The 16,728-nt window shown below is 66.9% G+C and carries 13 protein-coding genes and 3 pseudogenes; 8 read left to right on the forward strand and 8 right to left on the reverse strand.

The window, feature by feature from the left end:
• Positions 1-132: 132 nt before the first annotated feature.
• From ACF08M_RS30715 to ACF08M_RS30735, 5 genes are all read right to left on the reverse strand, one after another.
• Positions 133-1,398: an ABC transporter ATP-binding protein gene (locus tag ACF08M_RS30715; RefSeq protein ID WP_392188524.1), complete on the reverse strand. Its 1,266-nt coding sequence runs from the start codon at positions 1,396-1,398 to the stop codon at positions 133-135.
• Positions 1,388-2,365: an ABC transporter ATP-binding protein gene (locus ACF08M_RS30720; RefSeq protein WP_392188525.1), complete on the reverse strand. Its 978-nt coding sequence runs from the start codon at positions 2,363-2,365 to the stop codon at positions 1,388-1,390. The genes ACF08M_RS30715 and ACF08M_RS30720 overlap by 11 nt, the downstream gene beginning before the upstream one ends.
• Positions 2,366-2,378: 13 nt before the next feature.
• Positions 2,379-3,353, reverse strand: coding sequence for an ABC transporter permease (locus tag ACF08M_RS30725; RefSeq protein WP_392188526.1), 975 nt, complete (start codon positions 3,351-3,353; stop codon positions 2,379-2,381).
• Positions 3,346-4,269, reverse strand: coding sequence for an ABC transporter permease (locus ACF08M_RS30730; protein WP_392188527.1), 924 nt, complete (start codon positions 4,267-4,269; stop codon positions 3,346-3,348). Before ACF08M_RS30730 ends, ACF08M_RS30725 begins: the two co-directional genes overlap by 8 nt.
• 121 nt (positions 4,270-4,390) lie before the next feature.
• On the reverse strand, positions 4,391-6,034 hold the full coding sequence (locus ACF08M_RS30735) for an ABC transporter substrate-binding protein (RefSeq protein ID WP_392188528.1): 1,644 nt from the start codon (positions 6,032-6,034) through the stop codon (positions 4,391-4,393).
• A gap of 365 nt (positions 6,035-6,399) precedes the next feature.
• On the opposite strand from ACF08M_RS30735, the gene ACF08M_RS30740 reads away from it, so the two are divergent.
• The 7 genes and pseudogenes from ACF08M_RS30740 to ACF08M_RS30770 form a co-directional block, all read left to right on the forward strand.
• Complete coding sequence (locus tag ACF08M_RS30740) at positions 6,400-7,434, forward strand: ABC transporter permease (RefSeq protein ID WP_392188529.1); 1,035 nt, start codon at positions 6,400-6,402, stop codon at positions 7,432-7,434.
• Between the two features lie 80 nt (positions 7,435-7,514).
• Positions 7,515-9,281: an ABC transporter substrate-binding protein gene (locus ACF08M_RS30745; protein WP_392188530.1), complete on the forward strand. Its 1,767-nt coding sequence runs from the start codon at positions 7,515-7,517 to the stop codon at positions 9,279-9,281.
• 95 nt (positions 9,282-9,376) lie between these two features.
• Positions 9,377-10,357, forward strand: a complete 981-nt coding sequence (locus tag ACF08M_RS30750; RefSeq protein ID WP_392188531.1) for an ABC transporter permease — start codon at positions 9,377-9,379, stop codon at positions 10,355-10,357.
• Positions 10,358-10,415: 58 nt separating this feature from the next.
• Positions 10,416-11,453, forward strand: coding sequence for an ABC transporter ATP-binding protein (locus tag ACF08M_RS30755; protein ID WP_392188532.1), 1,038 nt, complete (start codon positions 10,416-10,418; stop codon positions 11,451-11,453).
• A 26-nt stretch (positions 11,454-11,479) separates the two neighbouring features.
• Complete coding sequence (locus ACF08M_RS30760) at positions 11,480-12,592, forward strand: ABC transporter ATP-binding protein (protein ID WP_392188533.1); 1,113 nt, start codon at positions 11,480-11,482, stop codon at positions 12,590-12,592.
• A 797-nt stretch (positions 12,593-13,389) separates the two neighbouring features.
• Positions 13,390-13,929 (forward strand): GNAT family N-acetyltransferase, encoded by a 540-nt coding sequence (locus ACF08M_RS30765; RefSeq protein ID WP_392188539.1) that lies wholly within the window; start codon positions 13,390-13,392, stop codon positions 13,927-13,929.
• 198 nt (positions 13,930-14,127) lie between these two features.
• A pseudogene (locus ACF08M_RS30770) lies at positions 14,128-14,358 on the forward strand (transposase family protein); the annotation flags it as partial.
• Positions 14,359-14,427: 69 nt separating this feature from the next.
• Here the strand turns inward: ACF08M_RS30770 and ACF08M_RS30775 are convergent.
• Positions 14,428-14,481 (reverse strand): annotated as a pseudogene (locus tag ACF08M_RS30775) (hypothetical protein); the annotation flags it as partial.
• A gap of 186 nt (positions 14,482-14,667) precedes the next feature.
• Between ACF08M_RS30775 and ACF08M_RS30780 the strand changes: the two are divergent.
• Complete coding sequence (locus tag ACF08M_RS30780; protein WP_392188534.1) at positions 14,668-15,072, forward strand: RidA family protein; 405 nt, start codon at positions 14,668-14,670, stop codon at positions 15,070-15,072.
• Here ACF08M_RS30780 and ACF08M_RS30785 read toward each other — a convergent pair.
• Positions 14,993-15,199: pseudogene (locus ACF08M_RS30785) on the reverse strand (hypothetical protein); the annotation flags it as partial. The gene ACF08M_RS30780 and the pseudogene ACF08M_RS30785 sit on opposite strands and share 80 nt — an antisense overlap.
• A 311-nt stretch (positions 15,200-15,510) precedes the next feature.
• Positions 15,511-16,728, reverse strand: a 1,218-nt coding sequence (locus tag ACF08M_RS30790) for an IS200/IS605 family accessory protein TnpB-related protein (protein WP_392188535.1), incomplete at its 5' end; no start/stop codon positions are given.

The following is a 16,728-nucleotide window of genomic DNA, read 5'->3' on the forward strand; positions in this document are numbered from 1 at the left end:
CCGAGGACGCCGGGCCGTGGACAGCCGTACCCCTGCCCATGGCCCTGGTGGTGCGGGGCGGGAGTGTCGGTGGTGCCCCGCCGGGCCAGCACGTGGGGCGGCCGGGTTGCCCGCGCGTTGACGTATCCGTGGTCAGACGGCCCGGGTGCTCCCGGAGGCCGGCGGCCCGTCCTCCTGCTCCACGGCGTCCGAGGGGCCCACCTCGTCCGCCGCCTTCTCTGTCTTCTCTGCCGCCTCTGCCGCCTCTGCCTTCTCTGCCCCCTCTGCCCCCTCTGCCGTCTCTGCCTTCTCTGCCGTCTCTGCCTTCTCTGCCGTCTCCGCCATCGGCGTCTCCAGCAGTCTCTCCGGCGGCACCACCTGCTTCTCCTCCGCGAAGTGGCAGGCCGAGTCGTGCCCGGCCGGGGTGTCCGTCAGCCGGAAGACCGCCGGGACCGCCAGCAGCGGCACCTCCAGTTCGCACCGCTGCTGCGCCTTCCAGCAGCGGGTGCGGAAGCGGCAGCCGGAGGGCGGGTTGGCGGGTGACGGGACGTCGCCGTGCAGGATGATCCGCTCCCGGTGCTCGCGGGCCATCGGGTCCGGCACCGGGACGGCGGACAGCAGTGCCTGCGTGTAGGGGTGCGTGGGGTGGTCGTAGATCTGCTCCTCGGTGCCGGTCTCGACGAGACGGCCCAGGTACATCACGGCGACCCGGTCGGAGATGTGCCGGACGATCGACAGGTCGTGCGCGATGAAGACGTAGCTCAGTGCGAACTCCGCCTGGAGCCGGTCCAGCAGGTTGACGACCTGGGCCTGCACCGAGACGTCGAGGGCGGAGACGGGTTCGTCGGCGACGATGATCTCGGGGTTCAGGGCCAGGCCGCGGGCGATGCCGATGCGCTGGCGCTGGCCGCCGGAGAACTGGTGCGGATAGCGGTTGATGTACTCCGGGTTGAGCCCGACGACGTCCAGCAGGTCCTGGACCTTGCGGCGCCGGTCGCCCTTCGGGGCCACCTCGGGGTGGATCTCGTACGGCTCCCCGATGATGTCGCCGACCGTCATCCGGGGGTTGAGGGAGGTGTACGGGTCCTGGAACACCATCTGGATGTTGCGGCGCACGGCCTTCAGGGCGCGCCCCGACAGCTTGGTGATGTCCTCGCCCTTGTATCTGATCGCCCCGGCCGTCGGCCGTTCCAGGTGCACCAGCATCCTGGCCACGGTCGACTTGCCGCAGCCCGACTCCCCCACGATGCCGAGCGTCTCGCCCGCCGCCAGATCGAAGGAGACCCCGTCGACGGCCTTGACGGCGCCGATCTGCTTCTTGATCAGGATGCCCTGGGTCAGCGGATAGTGCTTGACCAAGTCGCGCACCTCCAGAATGGGTTCGCCGCCCGCGCGGGTGCTCCCCGGTTCAGCGTGCATCGAGCGTCTCCTTCCAGAAGTAGCAGGCGCTCTCACGGTGCTCGGCAACCTCGAACAGGGGCGGTACCTCGCCCCGGCAGACCTCCTGGGCCATCGGGCAGCGCGGGTGGAAGGCACAGCCGGGCGGGATGTGCAGCAGGTTGGGCGGGAGGCCCTTGATCGCGTACAGCTCCTGGCCCTTCTGGTCCAGGCGCGGGATCGACCGGAGCAGGCCCCTGGTGTACGGGTGGGCGGGTGCCCGGTAGATCTCGTGGACGGGGGCGGTCTCGACGATCCGGCCCGCGTACATCACGGCGATGTGGTCGGCGACGTCCGCGACCACCCCGAGGTCGTGGGTGATCAGGATCAGGCCCATGTTCAGTTCGCGCTGGAGCTCGGCGAGCAGGTCCATCACCTGGGCCTGGACGGTCACATCGAGAGCCGTGGTGGGTTCGTCGGCGATGATCAGCGAGGGTTCCAGCGCCAGCGCCATGGCGATCATGATGCGCTGGCGCATGCCGCCGGAGAACTGGTGCGGGTAGTTCCCCACGCGTTCCTTCGCGGCCGGGATGCGGACCCGGTCCATCAGCTCGACGGCCTTCAGCCTGGCGTCCTTGTGGGACATCCCGCGGTGGACGACGAACATCTCGCCGAGCTGCTCCCCCACACTGAGCACGGGGTTGAGGGAGGAGAGCGCGTCCTGGAAGATCATGGCCATCTCCTGGCCGCGGATCTTCCGGCGCTCGTCCTTCTTCATCTTCAGCAGATCGCGGTCCTTGAAGAGGATCTCGCCTCCGCCGATCTTCCCGGGGGGCATGTCGAGAATCCCCATGACCGCCTGCGCGGTGACCGATTTCCCGGAGCCGGACTCGCCGAGGACGGCCAGCGTCTCGCCCTCGGCCACCGAGTAGTTGACCCCGTTGACGGCTTTGGCCACCCCGTCGCGGGTGTGGAACTCCACGTGCAGATCGCGCACTTCGAGCAACATGGCAGCGGGCTCCTCAGCGCAGCTTGGGATCGAGGGCGTCGCGCACCGCGTCGCCGAGCATGATGAACGCGAGCACGGTGACGGCCAGCGCTCCGGCGGGCCAGAGCAGCATGTGCGGGGCGTTGCGGATGTACTGGGACGCGGCGGAGATGTCGATGCCCCAGGAGACGGCCGGCGGTTTCAGGCCGACACCGAGGAACGAAAGGGTCGCCTCCAGGGAGATGTAGGTACCGAGTGCGATGGTCGCGACGACGATCACCGGCGCGATGGCGTTCGGGGTGATGTGGCGCAGCATCATCCGGGTGTTGGAGGCGCCCAGCGCACGTGCCGCCTGTACGTAGTCGTTCTGTTTGGCGGTGATCACGGAGCCCCGGGCGATGCGGGCGACCTGCGGCCAGCCCAGCAGCACGATGAAGCCGATCACCGGCCAGACGGTGGCGCTGGTGACCACGGAGAGGAAGACCAGGCCGCCGAGGACCACCGGGATGCCGAAGAAGACATCGGTGAGGCGGGAGAGGACCGAGTCCCACCAGCCGCCGAAGAAGCCCGCCAGGCCGCCGAGGAAGCCACCGAGCAGTGTGACGCCCAGAGTGGCGCAGACGCCGACGGTGACCGAGTTCCTGGCCCCGTAGACGGTACGGGTGTAGACGTCGCAGCCCTGCCCGTCGAAGCCGAAGGGATGACCCGGCTGCGAGCCCTGCTGGGCCTTGTCCAGGTTGCAGTTCAAGGGGTCCTGATCGGCGATCAGCGACGGCCAGATCGAGATGATCACGAGAAAGAAAATGATCACGGCGGAGATGATGAAGACCGGGTTGCGGCGCAGGTCCCGCCAGGCGTCGGACCACAGGCTGCGCGCCTTCTCGGCGGGGCCGGTGCCCTCGGGGCCGCCCGGCGTCCTGCCGAGAGTCGTGCCCTCCTCCAGGGCCAGGTCCATCACGCCTCCCGCTCCGGCTGGTGAGATCGCCCCGTCCGGTGTCTGCTCAGGCATAGCGGATCCTCGGGTCGAGTACGGCGTACAGCAGGTCGACGATCAGGTTGGCCGCCAGGAAGACGAGGACCAGAATGGTGACGAACCCGACGACGGTCTGGGAGTTCTGGCGCAGGATGCCCTGGTAGAGCTGGTATCCGACGCCATGGATGTTGAAGATCCGCTCGGTGACGATCGCCCCGCCCATCAGGGCGCCCACGTCCGTACCGATGAAGGTGACGACGGGGATCAGCGAGTTGCGCAGCAGGTGCCGGATGACGACGCGCCGCCTGGGCAGCCCCTTGGCGACGGCGGTACGGACGTAGTCGGCGCGGGCGTTCTCGGCGATCGAGGTCCGGGTGAGCCGGGTGACGTACGCCAACGAGACCGAGGCGAGGACGAGTCCCGGAACGAGGAGCTCGTTGAACTGCGCCTCCGGTGAGACGGATGGCTTGATGACGCCCCACTCCACTCCGAGAAGGAGCTGGAGCAGCAGACCGGTGACGAAGGTCGGGATGGAGATGACGATCAGGGTGAGGATGAGCACGGTGGTGTCGACGGGGCGGCCGCGGCGCAGGCCGGTGACGACGCCGAGGCTGATGCCGATGACGATCTCGAAGACGATGGCGACGACGGTGAGCCGGATGGTGACGGGGAAGGCCGTGCCCATCAGCTCGGTGACCTTCTGCCCGTTGAACGCGGTACCGAAATCGCCGGTGAAGACGTTGCCCATGTAGGTCGCGTATTGCTGCCAGACCGGCTTGTCGAGGCCGAATTCCGAACGGAGTTGGGCTGCGGTCGCCGGATCGCACTGGCGTTCGCCGCAGAGGCCCGCGATGGGGTCGCCCATCACGTTCACCATGAGGAAGATCAACAGCGTGGCGCCGAAGAAGACCGGAATCATCTGCAGCAGCCGCCGGATCACATAACGTCCCATGAAGGGCTCCGGGGGTCGCGGTGGTCAGAGGCTCGGGACTGGGAAGTGACGCGTCGAGGGGACGAGGAAGCCGGGTGGCCGGCGCGTTCGTTCCAGGCACCGGCCACCCGGCTTCAACGGGTCACTTGACCTTGATCTGCTCGTACACCGGGACGCTGAACTGGTTGAGCGCCACACTGGAGATCCGGTCCGAGTAGCCGGCGCTGCCGTTCTGGTACCAGAGCGGAATGACGGGCATCTGCTCGACCAGGACCTTCTCCGCGTCCTGGAAGGTCGAGACGGCCGTGGCCTTGTCGGACTCCGCGTTGGCCTTGTCGACCAGGCCGTCGAACTTCTTGCTGCTCCACTTGCCGTCGTTGGACGAGGCGTCGGTGTAGTACACCGGCTGAAGGAAGTTCTGGATCAGCGGGTAGTCCATCTGCCAGCCGGCCCGCCAGGCGCCCGCCAGCTTCTGCTGGGAGACCTGGCTGCGGAAGTCGGCGAAGGTGCCGACCGGGCCGCCGACGCACGCCTTGTTGTTGCCCATCACCTTGTTGATGCTGTTGCAGACGGCGTCGACCCATTCCTTGTGGGAACCGGTGTCTGCGTTGTAGGAGATCTTGAGCTGGCCGCCAGGGATGCCGCCGCCCTCCTGGATCAGCTTCTTCGCGTTCGCCGCGTTGAACTCGCAGGGGGCGCCGCACAGCCCTTTCTTGAAGCCGCCGCTCGCACCGAGGACCGGGGACGTCCAGTCGGAGGCGGGTGTGCGGGTCTTCTGGAAGATCTGACTGGTGATCTGCTCACGGTTGATCGCCATCGACAGCCCCTGGCGGACCTTGATCCCGCCGGGGGTGTCCCACTTCTTGTCGTAGAAGGGGAAGGCGAGGGTCTGGATGATGCCGGCCGGGGTGTTGATGTACCGGTCGCCCAGGTCCGCCTTGACGTTCTTCAGCTGTGCGGCGGGCACGTCGTCGACGAGGTCGAGGTTGCCGGCCGTCAGGTCGGTGTAGGCGGTGTTGTTGTCGGTGTAGACCTTGAGGTCGATGCCGCCGTTCTGCGCCTTGTCGGCCCCGGGGTACCCGTCCCACTTGCGCAGGTTCATCGACGAGCCCTTGGTGTACTTGTCGATGGTGTACGGGCCGTTGCCGATCGGCTTGGACACCCAGGCGGCGTGGTCGGTGAAGAACGCCCTGGGCAGCGGGGCGAAGGCCGGGTAGCCGAGGGTGTCGGGCCACAGCGAGAATTTCTGCGTCAGCTTGACCGTGAAGGTCTTGTCGTTGACGAGCTTGAGTCCGGAGAGCGTGTTCGCACTGGCACTGCCGGATTCGGGGTGGACCTTGGCGTATCCGTCGATGTATCCGAAGAAGTACGCGTTCTTCTGATTGTTCTTCAGCAGTGCGCCGTAATTCCAGGCGTCCACGAACGACTTCGCGGTGACCTTCTCGCCGTTGCTGAACGTCCAGCCGTCCTTCACGGTGATCGTGAAGTTCTGGTTGTCCTTGGTGTCGATCTTCTCGGCGAGCATGTTCATGGCCGCGCCGGTCTTCGGGTCGTACCTCTTGAGCCCCCGGAAAATCATGTCGAGAACCTTGCCGCCCTGCACCTCGTTGGTGTTTGCGGGCTCCAGCGGGTTCTGCGGGTCGCCCCAGGAGGAACTCACAATTCCGTTGGCCCCGCTGCCCCCGCCGCCACCACCGCCGCCGCTGCCCCCGCCGCCACATGCCGTCGCCGCCAGGGCGACGGCCACCGCGCATGCAGCCCACTTGGCCTGTGTGGCTCCGCGCATGGAGTGCCTCCTCTAGATCTTCGTCACACGTAGAGCCCAATATCAGCTCAAAACGACACGAATGCACCCTATCTACGGCCGTACGTGTGGGGGCGTCATCAAGCCGTTCGGGTGTGCCGCATAACGAAAAGGACACACCCGTGATCGGACGCCCCGCCCGAGTCGCCCCGGTTCCCCCGTTCCGTAAAACGGCTGTCCACCTGGGGGACATCTGTGCATTGTCAAGTTCAAGTCAAGAACCTAAAGACCAGGTGTGGACTTTCACGGCTGATTGACCGTTGTCAACTCGATTGATTGGGTCCGTTCCAACCCCTCAGCTCCTCCTGTCCGGAGGATGCCGCTTTCCGTACGGGGACAGGAGCTCGATGACCACGCCATCCCCGGCCCCCATCACTTCGGTGGACACGACCACCGCCGAAGTCGTTGAGGAGTCCCGGCAGCCCGCAGGCCCCGACAAGGGCGCCGACGCACGGAGTCCAGGCCAGCTGGCCTGGCGGCGCTTCAAGCGCGACAGGACGGGCGTGCTCTCCGCCTACATCGTCGTGTTCTTCTTCGTGATCGCGATCGCCGCACCGCTGATCGCGAAGCTCTACGGCAAGAACCCGTACACGACGTACGGCCAGGACAACCCCGAACTGCTCAACGGATTTGGCTACCCGGCCCTCCCCAACGGCGGTATCAGCGGCGATTTCTGGTTCGGCATCGAGCCCCAACTCGGCCGCGACGTCTTCACCTTCCTGCTGTACGGAATCCGCACCTCGCTCCTGCTCGCGGCGGCGGCCACCATTCTCGTCACGCTCATCGGTGTGGTCGTCGGCATCACCGCCGGATATCTGGGCGGCAAGACGGACTATTTCATCGGCCGGGTCATCGACATCCTGCTGTCGTTCCCGTCGACGCTCTTCTTCATCGCCTTCATGCCTGTCGTCTACGGCCTGTTCGTGTCGCCGGACGACGAGATCCCGACGTCCCTGCGCGCCATCTGCCTGATCCTCGCCCTCACCGCCTTCGGCTGGGCGTCGATGGCCCGCCTGCTGCGCGGCCAGGTACTGGCCCTGCGCGAGCGGGAGTTCATCGAGGCCGCGAAGGTGACCGGCGCCTCCCCCGCCCGGATCATCTTCAAGGAACTGCTGCCGAATCTCTGGACGCCGATCCTGATCCAGGCGACCCTCGCCCTGCCCGCCTTCGTGACGGCCGAAGCGGGTCTGGCCTTCCTCGGCGTCGGGATCATCGATCCGACCCCCGACTGGGGCGTGATGATCCAGCGCGGAGCGTCCTTCTACACGGACGACATCACCTTCATGCTCTTCCCGGGCATCTCGATGATCATCTTCGTCCTCGCCTTCAATCTGCTCGGCGACTCCGTACGCGACGCGCTCGACCCGAAGTCGAAGCGCTGAGCCTTGGCTCCACCCGGCCCGGCCGCTGACCTCCGGCCCGCCGCACCTGCTTCGTCCACCGACCACAAGGACCGATACGCATGTCTTTCTCCCGCAGAAACTTCCTGATCGCCACCGGTGTGGCGGCCGCGAGCTCCACTGTCCTGAGCGCATGCAGCAGCGGTGACGCGGGCGGCGGCAAGGGGGGCGACAAGAACGCCCCGAAGGTCACCGGCAACAAGGGCGCCGAGATCCTGGTCGGCACCAAGGCCGACTCCACCGGTCCTTCCCCCGAGGTCCCGGGCGCGGTCAAGGGCGGCACGCTCTACACGATGGATCAGATGGACTGCGACCACCTGGACCCGGCGCAGATCTGGACGAGCTACGAGTTCCTCATCACCCCGCTGTTCATGCGCGGTCTGGTCGGCTACAAGGTGGCCCAGAACGGCACCACCACGCTCGTGGGTGACCTCGCCACCGACGCCGGCACCACGAAGGACGGCGGCAAGACCTGGTCGTTCACCCTGAAGGACGGCGTGAAGTGGGAGGACGGCTCGGACATCACGATGGACGACGTCCGCCACACCTTCGAGCGGCTCTTCGCCAAGTTCGTGACCTTCGGACCGCGTTACCCACAGGACTGGCTGATCGGCGGCGAGAAGTACCAGGGCCCCTACGAGGGCAAGCACCTGGACTCCATCGAGATCGACGGCAAGACCGTCACCTTCCGCCTCAAGGAAGCCCGCGGCGACTTCAACTTCATGCTGAGCATGCGGTCCTTCTCCTTGGTGCCGAAGGCGCACGACAACAAGGAGGACTACGACAAGAAGCCGTTCTCCTGCGGTCCGTACAAGATCGACGCCCGCCAGGTCGGCAAGTCGATGTCGCTGTCGCGCAACCCGCACTGGGACCCGAAGACGGACCCGATCCGCAACGCCTACCCGGACGCGTTCCAGTTCCAGTTCGGCTTCCAGTCGCTGGCCTCCACGGACCGCTACATCGCGGACCAGGGCAACGACCAGCACACCCTGTCGATCTTCAACGAGATCGCGCCCGAGCGCATCCAGAAGGTCCTCGGTGACCCGGAGCTGAAGAAGCGCGTCCTGCACCACCTCGACCCGGCGACGTACTACTACGCGATCAACACCACGCGCATCACGGACGTCAAGGTCCGTCAGGCCCTCAACTACGCCTGGCCCGCGCAGCAGACCCAGCTGATCCGCGGCGGTGCCTCGTCCTCCGAGATCGCCACCACCATCATCAGCCCGCTCACCCCGGGCCACGCCGACTTCGACCTCTACGGCAAGAAGGCGAAGCCGGCGGGTGACCCGGTCAAGGCCAAGGCGCTGCTGAAGGAGGCCGGCAAGGAGGGCCAGAAGATCGTCATCGCCTTCCAGCAGTCCGACAACCAGGTCAAGCAGGCCGTCGCGATCAAGAACGCGCTCGACAAGGCCGGCTTCGACGTGGTGACGAAGCAGGTTGACAAGACCTCCTTCTACAGCCAGATCGCCCAGATCGACAACCACTTCGACATGTTCGCGGCGGGCTGGTCCGCCGACTGGCCCGGTGGCTACACCGCCCTCCAGCCCACCTTCGACGGCCGCGTGATCGCCGACGGCGCCTCCAACTGGCCGCAGCTGAACGACGCGGGCGTCAACAAGGCCATCGACGCCGCGGCCAAGATCACCGACCTGGAGGAGGCCAACAAGGCCTGGGGCGCGATCGACCGGCAGATCATGGAACTGGCCGCGTGCGTTCCGGACTACTGGCCGATCCGCAACTGGCTCCACGGCTCCAAGGTCGGCGGCGTGGCCTTCGACTCGGGCAACAACGGCATCGCGATCACCAAGCTCTTCGCCATGAAGTGACGCGACCGGGGAGGGGCGACCGGACCGCCCCTCCCCCTCGCAACCCCCCGCTCTCTCCCTCGGCGACGGCGCCACACCCGGAAAGTCGCGATCCCATGTTTCGATTCCTGCTCCGCCGTGTGACCGGCGCTCTCGTCATCCTGCTGATCATCAGCGCCATCACCTTCTACCTCTTCTACGCGATCCCCCGTGACCCCGCCCGGATGGCCTGCGGCAAGGTCTGCACCCCCGAACTCCTCACCCAGATCAAGCAGAACCTGGGAATCGCCGACCCGATGCCCGTCCAGTACTGGCACTGGCTGACCGGTATCTTCATGGGGCGTGACTACGGGAACTACGGTCACTGCCCGGCGCCCTGCCTCGGCTACTCGTTCACCAACCGCCAGCCGGTCTTCGGCACGATCATGGACCGGCTGCCGCTGACCCTTTCGCTCTCGCTGGGCGCGGCCTTCTTCTTCCTGGTCATCGGTGTCGGAACGGGCATGCTCGCCGCGGTCAAGCAGGGCAAAGCGCTCGACAAGATCGCCAGTTCCTTCTCGCTGCTGGGCTCCTCGCTCCAGATCTACTTCGTCGGCTACATCGCGATGTTCCTGCTGGTGCAGCAGATGGGCCTGCTGGAACAGCCCTCGTACACGCCGTTCACCGAGAACCCGGCGAAGTGGGCATCGGGGCTGCTGCTGCCCTGGCTGGTGCTGTCGATCATCTTCACCGCCAACTACACCCGTATGACCCGCTCCCAGCTCGTCGAGCAGCTCAGTGAGGACTACGTCCGCACCGCACGCGCCAAGGGCCTGTCCCGCCGTTCGGTCTTCTTCCGCTTCGCCTGGCGCGGGGCGATGGGACCGATCGTCACCATCTTCGGGATCGACCTGGGCACGCTGATCGGCGGCGCCATCATCACCGAGGTGACCTTCAGCCTCCAGGGTCTGGGACAGCTCTCGGTGCGCTCGGTCGACACCAGCGACCTGCCCATGCTGCTCGGGGTCACCATCGTCGCGGCGGGCGCGATCGTCTTCGCCAACATCGTCGTGGACGCCGTATACGGCCTCATCGACCCGCGGATCCGGCTCGCCTGACCCCGCTCCCCGTTCCGGCCCACCCCCTCCTCCCGCAACATCCTCCTGGAGCGTCCCCGTGACGAGCACCGATCAGCAGCCCCTCCTCTCGGTCAGGGATCTACACGTTCACTTCTCGACCGAGGACGGCGTCGTCAAGGCCGTCGACGGCCTCTCCTTCGACGTGGAGAAGGGCCGGACCCTCGGCATCGTCGGCGAGTCCGGCTCCGGCAAGTCCGTCACCAACCTGACGATCCTCGGCCTGCACGACGCCGACCACACCCGGATCGACGGCGAGATCCTGCTCGACGGCCAGGATCTGCTCGCCGCATCGGAGCGGGAGCTGGAGCGGCTGCGCGGCAACAAGATGGCCATGATCTTCCAGGACGCGCTGGCCTCGCTGTCGCCGTACCACACCATCGGCCGGCAGATCGGCGAGGCGTACCGCAAGCACACCGGCGCCTCCAAGCGGGAGGCACGCGCGCGGGCCGTGGAGATGCTCACCAAGGTGGGCATCCCGCAGCCCGACCTGCGGGTGGACGACTATCCGCACCAGTTCTCCGGCGGTATGCGCCAGCGCGCGATGATCGCCATGTCGCTGGTCTGCGACCCGGAGCTCCTGATCGCCGACGAGCCGACCACCGCGCTGGACGTCACCGTGCAGGCCCAGATCATGGACCTGCTCAAGGACCTCCAGCAGGAGACCGGCACCGCGATCATCTTCATCACCCACGACCTCGGTGTCATCGCCGACATCGCGGACGACGTGCTGGTGATGTACGGCGGGCGTTGCGTGGAGCGCGGTACGAAGAAGGAGGTGCTGCGGACGCCCCAGCACCCGTACACCTGGGGCCTGCTGGGGTCCATGCCGAGCCTCGACGGTCCGGTCGACGTACCACTGTCGCCGATCCCCGGGTCCCCGCCGAGCCTCCTCAACCCGCCGACCGGCTGCCGCTTCCACCCGCGGTGCTCCTTCACCGAACAGGTCGGCGGCGGGCGCTGCGCGACCGCTCAGCCGCCGCTGGAGCTGGTGGACCGCCGCGGGGCCGCCTGCCACCTCACTCCGGAGCAGCGCGTCGAATTCTTCGCCGACTTCGCCGGCACCCGGGCCAACTGACGTACAAGAGACGGGACTTCCCCACTATGAGCAGCACAGATCCCCTCCTGGACGTCTCCGGACTCACCAAGCACTTCCCGATCCGGGCCGGCTTCCCGATCCGGCGGACGGTGGGCGCGGTGCAGGCCGTCGACGGGCTGGACTTCACCGTGGGCGAGGGCGAGAGCCTGGGCCTGGTCGGCGAGTCCGGCTGCGGCAAGTCGACGACGGGCCGGCTGATCACCCGGCTCCTGGAGCCGACGGCCGGCACGATCTCCTACCGCGGGCAGGACATCACCCACGCCTCGCGCAAGCAACTGGCGCCGGTCCGCTCCGAGATCCAGATGATCTTCCAGGACCCGTACGCCTCGCTGAACCCACGGCAGACCGTCGGCAAGATCGTCGCCGGGCCGATGGAGATCAACGGCATCGACCCGGCGGGCGGACGCGAGGCGCGCGTACGGGAGCTGCTGGAGATCGTCGGGCTCAACCCGGAGCACTACAACCGCTTCCCGCACGAATTCTCCGGCGGTCAGCGTCAGCGCATCGGGGTGGCCCGCGCGCTGGCCCTGGAGCCGAAGCTGATCGTGGCCGACGAGCCGGTCTCGGCACTGGACGTGTCGATCCAGGCCCAGGTGGTGAACCTGCTGCAGAAGCTGCAGCAGGAACTCGGCATCGCGTTCCTGTTCATCGCGCACGACCTCGCCGTCGTACGCCACTTCTCGCAGCGCGTCGCCGTCATGTACCTCGGCCGGATCGTGGAGATCGCCGACCGGGACGACCTGTACGGCAACCCCCGGCACCCGTACACCAGGGCGCTGCTCTCCGCCGTCCCCGAGGCGACGGCCGACGAGACGCCGGCCCGGGACCGCATCCTCCTCACCGGCGACGTGCCCTCCCCGGTCAGTCCGCCGTCCGGCTGCCGCTTCCGCACCCGCTGCTGGAAGGCGACGGACACGTGCGCGAGCGAGGCCCCGCCGCTGGTACGGGCCGAGGGCAGCCGGGACGGCCATCTGACGGCCTGCCACTACCCCGAGGACGCCCGGTCCGTGTCATCCGCCCCGAAGGCCCGTACGGCCTCGGACGGGCCGAAACTCGACAAGACCACCGAAGACCCCGAGGCCGGGTCCCGACACTCCCCTGCGGAGACGTCCGATTAGCGTCGCCCCGTACGGGGGATGACGGTACGCCGCCCCTGACAACGGAAGGCCCGAACCCCTGGGGCCCTCCCTTCATCCGCCTGCCCGGTGAAGGCTGAGAAGACGATCACGAGGCAAAACGTTCGGGTGTCTCCCGGTCAGGGGGCGAGCAGCACGTCGGCGCGCTCCTCGGCGGCCGCGTAACGCTTCGCCACGTCCGGGGCCCCAGCAGGAGCGGCCTCCGCAATCGAGGGAGAACAGTCGCGAAATGTGCTTGACGGCTACATGGTGGCGGCGTTTAGATCTCGGCGGCTTGTGAGCGACATGTGAGCAACTTGTGACTCTGGGGTGGGGCATGGGGCTGGCGTTCTGGCGTGCTCGAAGACAGCGCAGCCGATACGTGGTGGTGGTTGCTTCGGTTCTGTTTTCGAAGGCCGGTGAAACTTCCGGTCCCTCGGACTGCCGAGGCCGGAAGCACGAGCATCGCCTCGCACCCGGTCTCCTTCACCTACCAGATGCGTCCGAATCGCGTGGACGGCACCGAGGGCGTCTCGGACCTCGGCGGGCTCGTGATCAGCAAGGAGGACCGCGCGGCCCAGGGTGTTCTCGGTTCCTGCTGTCCAGCGCCGCAGGCGGTTGCATGGGGCCGTGGCTGTGGTCAGGGGGATGAAGTTCTTGTCTGCGCGGTCGGCGCAGGAGTTGTGCAGATCAACCTTTCGTTTTCGGAGGGTGGGGACGCCTGGTTCGGGTGGGGCCTGTTCGTAGACCTCGGACTGGGAGTCTTGATCGCTGCCGAGCCTGTTGATTGGGTGGCTGGCATGACTGACCTTGGACCCGTCGCATGGCCACCTGCCCCGATCAGGACCGAGAGGCTCGTGCTGCGTGAGCCCGAGGCCCGGGACCGTGCGGCGTTCATCGAGCTGCTGGCGTCGCCAGAGGTGCACACCTACCTCGGCGGCCCCCGCCCGCATGACGAGCTTGAGCGCGAGGTGCCTGGGGTGCCTGGGCAATGGCCCGGGTGTTTCGTCGTCGATCTCGACGGGGCGATGATCGGTGAGATCCTGCTCAGGAGAGCACCGGAGCACGGTCGCCCGGCTGCCGTGGGGAAGGTCGATCTCGGCTACCTGTTCCTGCCGCGGGCGTGGGGATTCGGGTACGCCGCCGAGGCGTGCGCGGCGGCACTCGACTGGCTCGACGGCATCCTTCCCGGCGAGCCGGTGGTGCTCCACACCCAGACAGCCAACGTCAGCTCGATGCGTCTCGCGGCGAAGCTGGGGTTCACCGAGGTAGAGCGGTTCCATGCCTGGGACGCCGAGCAGTGGCTCGGCCTGAGGTCCCCGGCCACGCCCTCCGATTGAGCTCGTGCCGGACAGCGCGGATCCGCAACTCGACAACCCGAGCCCGCGACGAAAGGTCATTCTGCAAGACGAAAGGCCAGACGAAGGATGAAGCTGCAAAGCGAAGAGATCCACGTCAAGAGAACCACGTCAAAGGACACCTGCGCCCTCAAGTACACAGTGAGGTCTTCTCGGCAACGTGATGGTTGCGGTGCGTAACCGCTGTCCGGCGCGGACCTGTGGTGGTCCGGGAAACACCGGCACCACGGCGGGAATGTACAGGTCATCGCCGCCCCGGACGGCTGGCCACTGTGGGTCTCCCCGGTCCGCCCGGGCCGCGAGCACGACACCACCTGCGCCCGCGCCCACGGCCTGGTCGACACCCTCAACCGGCTCGCCGCCACCCTGGGCATCCCCACCCTGACCGACCTCGGCTACGAGAACATCGGCGACGGCTTCCGCCACCCGGTCGATGGGCGGGACGTGGTCGTACAGGCCACCGTGCTCGTCGTAGGTGATCAGCAGTATGGATCGCGAGAAGACATCCGGATGCTTCCGCAGGGCCTCGTAGATGTTGGCGTGATGGTTCTACTCAATACCGGCGGCGCCCAATGGGACCCACTGCAGCCAATTTTGTGCGCGCAGAGAACACTTCGACGGCGCTGCCAGACAAGCATCGTTTACACGAACCCGTAACTTCTACATGTAAGGAATCTATCTGCAACTGACAGCCCACAAGCTGTATCAAGGGAGTAAGTCATGAGTTCTCAAATGAAGGCGTTCGGGTTCGGCATGCCGTGGGAATCGTTGTACGGGTACAGTCAGGCCGCCCAGGTCGGTGACACGGTTTATGTGTCGGGGCAGCTGTCTCATGACCGTCATGGCAACTTCGTGGGTGCCGACGACTTCGAACTGCAGGTCCGCACCACGCTGGAGAATCTGGACCTGATACTGAGGCAGTTCGGGGCCGAGCGTAGCCAGATAGCAGAGACCACGGTTCTGGTGAGAAACCTGCGCGAGAACTTCGACACGACGGCACGCCTCCACGCCGAGTACTTCGGGGAGCACCGGCCCACCAGCACGGTCATGGGCGTTTCCGACTTGGCGCTGCCGGACCAACTCGTCGAGATCGGCGCGCTCGTGCGTCTCGATGTGAAGCCATAGGCGAGGAGTCCGGCTTGATTCTGGCCCGCCGGAGTAGTCGCCAGGTCTTCAGCTGTGCGAAGGCACGTTCTCCGGGAGCCCGGAGCCGAGCGTGATCGCGGTTGAACTGCTGGTAGTGCTCGGGTCGCCAGTCGGGCGAATGCATGGCATGGTCGGGGCTCGGCGCGGCAGCCGCAATTGCTGTGCACTGACTGGCGGTTGGGCTGTACTACCGCCGACTAAGGGCTGTCCCGTAATCCCTGGTGGATCAGCGCGCGGCGTCAGATGCGGTGCATCGCAAGGCGGAGAGACGTCCGCATACTGGATGTATTCGGACGTTCCGACAACGCGGCGAGGATGGGGCCTCCCCTGCTCGAGCGCAACCGAGAGCTTGGGGAAGTAGCTGTCGTCGTGCGCCCGCCAGGGATTACGGAACAGCCCTTAGGTCACCGACCGTTCCTAGTCAGTGAGCAGGAGTGAGTCTTGGACCCACTGCCCGGCACTGCGCGTATCCCGAACGGTTTTGGATGCGCTGGTCTCCCGCGTTCCGTGTTGTGTCCCCGTTCGGGCGCGTGCATCGCGTGCACGTTCCGTGACGGGTGGGCGGGTTTCCTCACGCCCTCGGGTGCCTGGTCCGGCCTGGGCGGTCCGATGCCCATGACGATCACTCCGGTCGTCGTGGGGCGGTGTCGTCCGTCGCCGGATCGGGTGTCCGAGGGCGCGTCGTCCGATCGCGATGCCGGCAGCATCGTGACGGGACATCTTGCGGCGGGGCGTCTGCATGGGCTGGCGCCAGTACTGGTCTCCCCACATCGAGGTGTAGGCCGAGTCCACGGCCACGACGGACAGGCCGGTCTCGGCGGCCATGGAGACGAGCCGGGCCCTGAGCTTGCCGGTCGGGATGCCGGAGATGAGCTGACGGAACCGCTTCTTGCGGCCGTGCTTCTCGCGGGTCTTCTCGGCGGTGAAGTCCAGGTCCTCGATCGCGATCGCGTTGACGCCGCGGTCCTTCGCCCAGTGCAGGATCTGGGTGATGGCGTGCCGGATCTGCGCGTCCCGATGAGCGGCGGTGCCGGACAGGTCGTAGAAGAAGCGGCGCGGGTCGCCGACCGGGTTGCCGTGGACGTCGAGCTGGTAGGCGGCGAAGTGGTCTGCGTTGGTGTCGACGCCGATCATGCCTGCCTCCCGTGCGGTCTGAAGGGGGACGGTCTGGACGACGGGCCGCTGCCAGGAGGCGGTGAGGTACCAGCGTCCACGCTGAACGTCGTAGTGGATGCGGTAGGCCACGGCCCGGTTGTTCTCGATGCGGTCGGCCCATTCCTGGCCCCGGTGCGCGAACGCGGTCTTCGAGGCCAGGACGTACCGTCCGTGCTTGGCGTTCGCCAGGCCGGCGAGCGGTGCGGGGAGCCTGACGGACACATCGCCGTCGGGGGTGACGCGGATCGTCTCGTTCCCGAACCTTTTCCCGGACTCCCCGTCCGCTGACAGGAACCAGCGCTCGGCCTCCCACCGTTCCCGCCACTCGGCCTCGGTGAGCTGCGCGGCTTGGAGGTTGTGCCGGTTGCCCAGCAGCTTCCGGCCGCCGCGTACGACGTGCACGACACCGGCCTCCCGGTCGGCACGCGCCATGTCGAGGCGGTGTTCCAGGACCGCCAGGCGGCGGGACTTGTTGAACCA

Source organism: Streptomyces sp. NPDC015032, assembly GCF_043080425.1.
Lineage (GTDB): Bacteria > Actinomycetota > Actinomycetes > Streptomycetales > Streptomycetaceae > Streptomyces.

Coding starts and splice junctions, on each gene's coding strand:
- ACF08M_RS30715 (WP_392188524.1), bottom strand. CDS start 1,398: ATGCACGCTGAACCGGGGAGCACCCGCGCGGGCGGCGAACCCATTCTG.
- ACF08M_RS30720 (WP_392188525.1), bottom strand. CDS start 2,365: ATGTTGCTCGAAGTGCGCGATCTGCACGTGGAGTTCCACACCCGCGAC.
- ACF08M_RS30725 (WP_392188526.1), bottom strand. CDS start 3,353: ATGCCTGAGCAGACACCGGACGGGGCGATCTCACCAGCCGGAGCGGGA.
- ACF08M_RS30730 (WP_392188527.1), bottom strand. CDS start 4,269: ATGGGACGTTATGTGATCCGGCGGCTGCTGCAGATGATTCCGGTCTTC.
- ACF08M_RS30735 (WP_392188528.1), bottom strand. CDS start 6,034: ATGCGCGGAGCCACACAGGCCAAGTGGGCTGCATGCGCGGTGGCCGTC.
- ACF08M_RS30740 (WP_392188529.1), top strand. CDS start 6,400: ATGACCACGCCATCCCCGGCCCCCATCACTTCGGTGGACACGACCACC.
- ACF08M_RS30745 (WP_392188530.1), top strand. CDS start 7,515: ATGTCTTTCTCCCGCAGAAACTTCCTGATCGCCACCGGTGTGGCGGCC.
- ACF08M_RS30750 (WP_392188531.1), top strand. CDS start 9,377: ATGTTTCGATTCCTGCTCCGCCGTGTGACCGGCGCTCTCGTCATCCTG.
- ACF08M_RS30760 (WP_392188533.1), top strand. CDS start 11,480: ATGAGCAGCACAGATCCCCTCCTGGACGTCTCCGGACTCACCAAGCAC.
- ACF08M_RS30765 (WP_392188539.1), top strand. CDS start 13,390: ATGACTGACCTTGGACCCGTCGCATGGCCACCTGCCCCGATCAGGACC.
- ACF08M_RS30780 (WP_392188534.1), top strand. CDS start 14,668: ATGAGTTCTCAAATGAAGGCGTTCGGGTTCGGCATGCCGTGGGAATCG.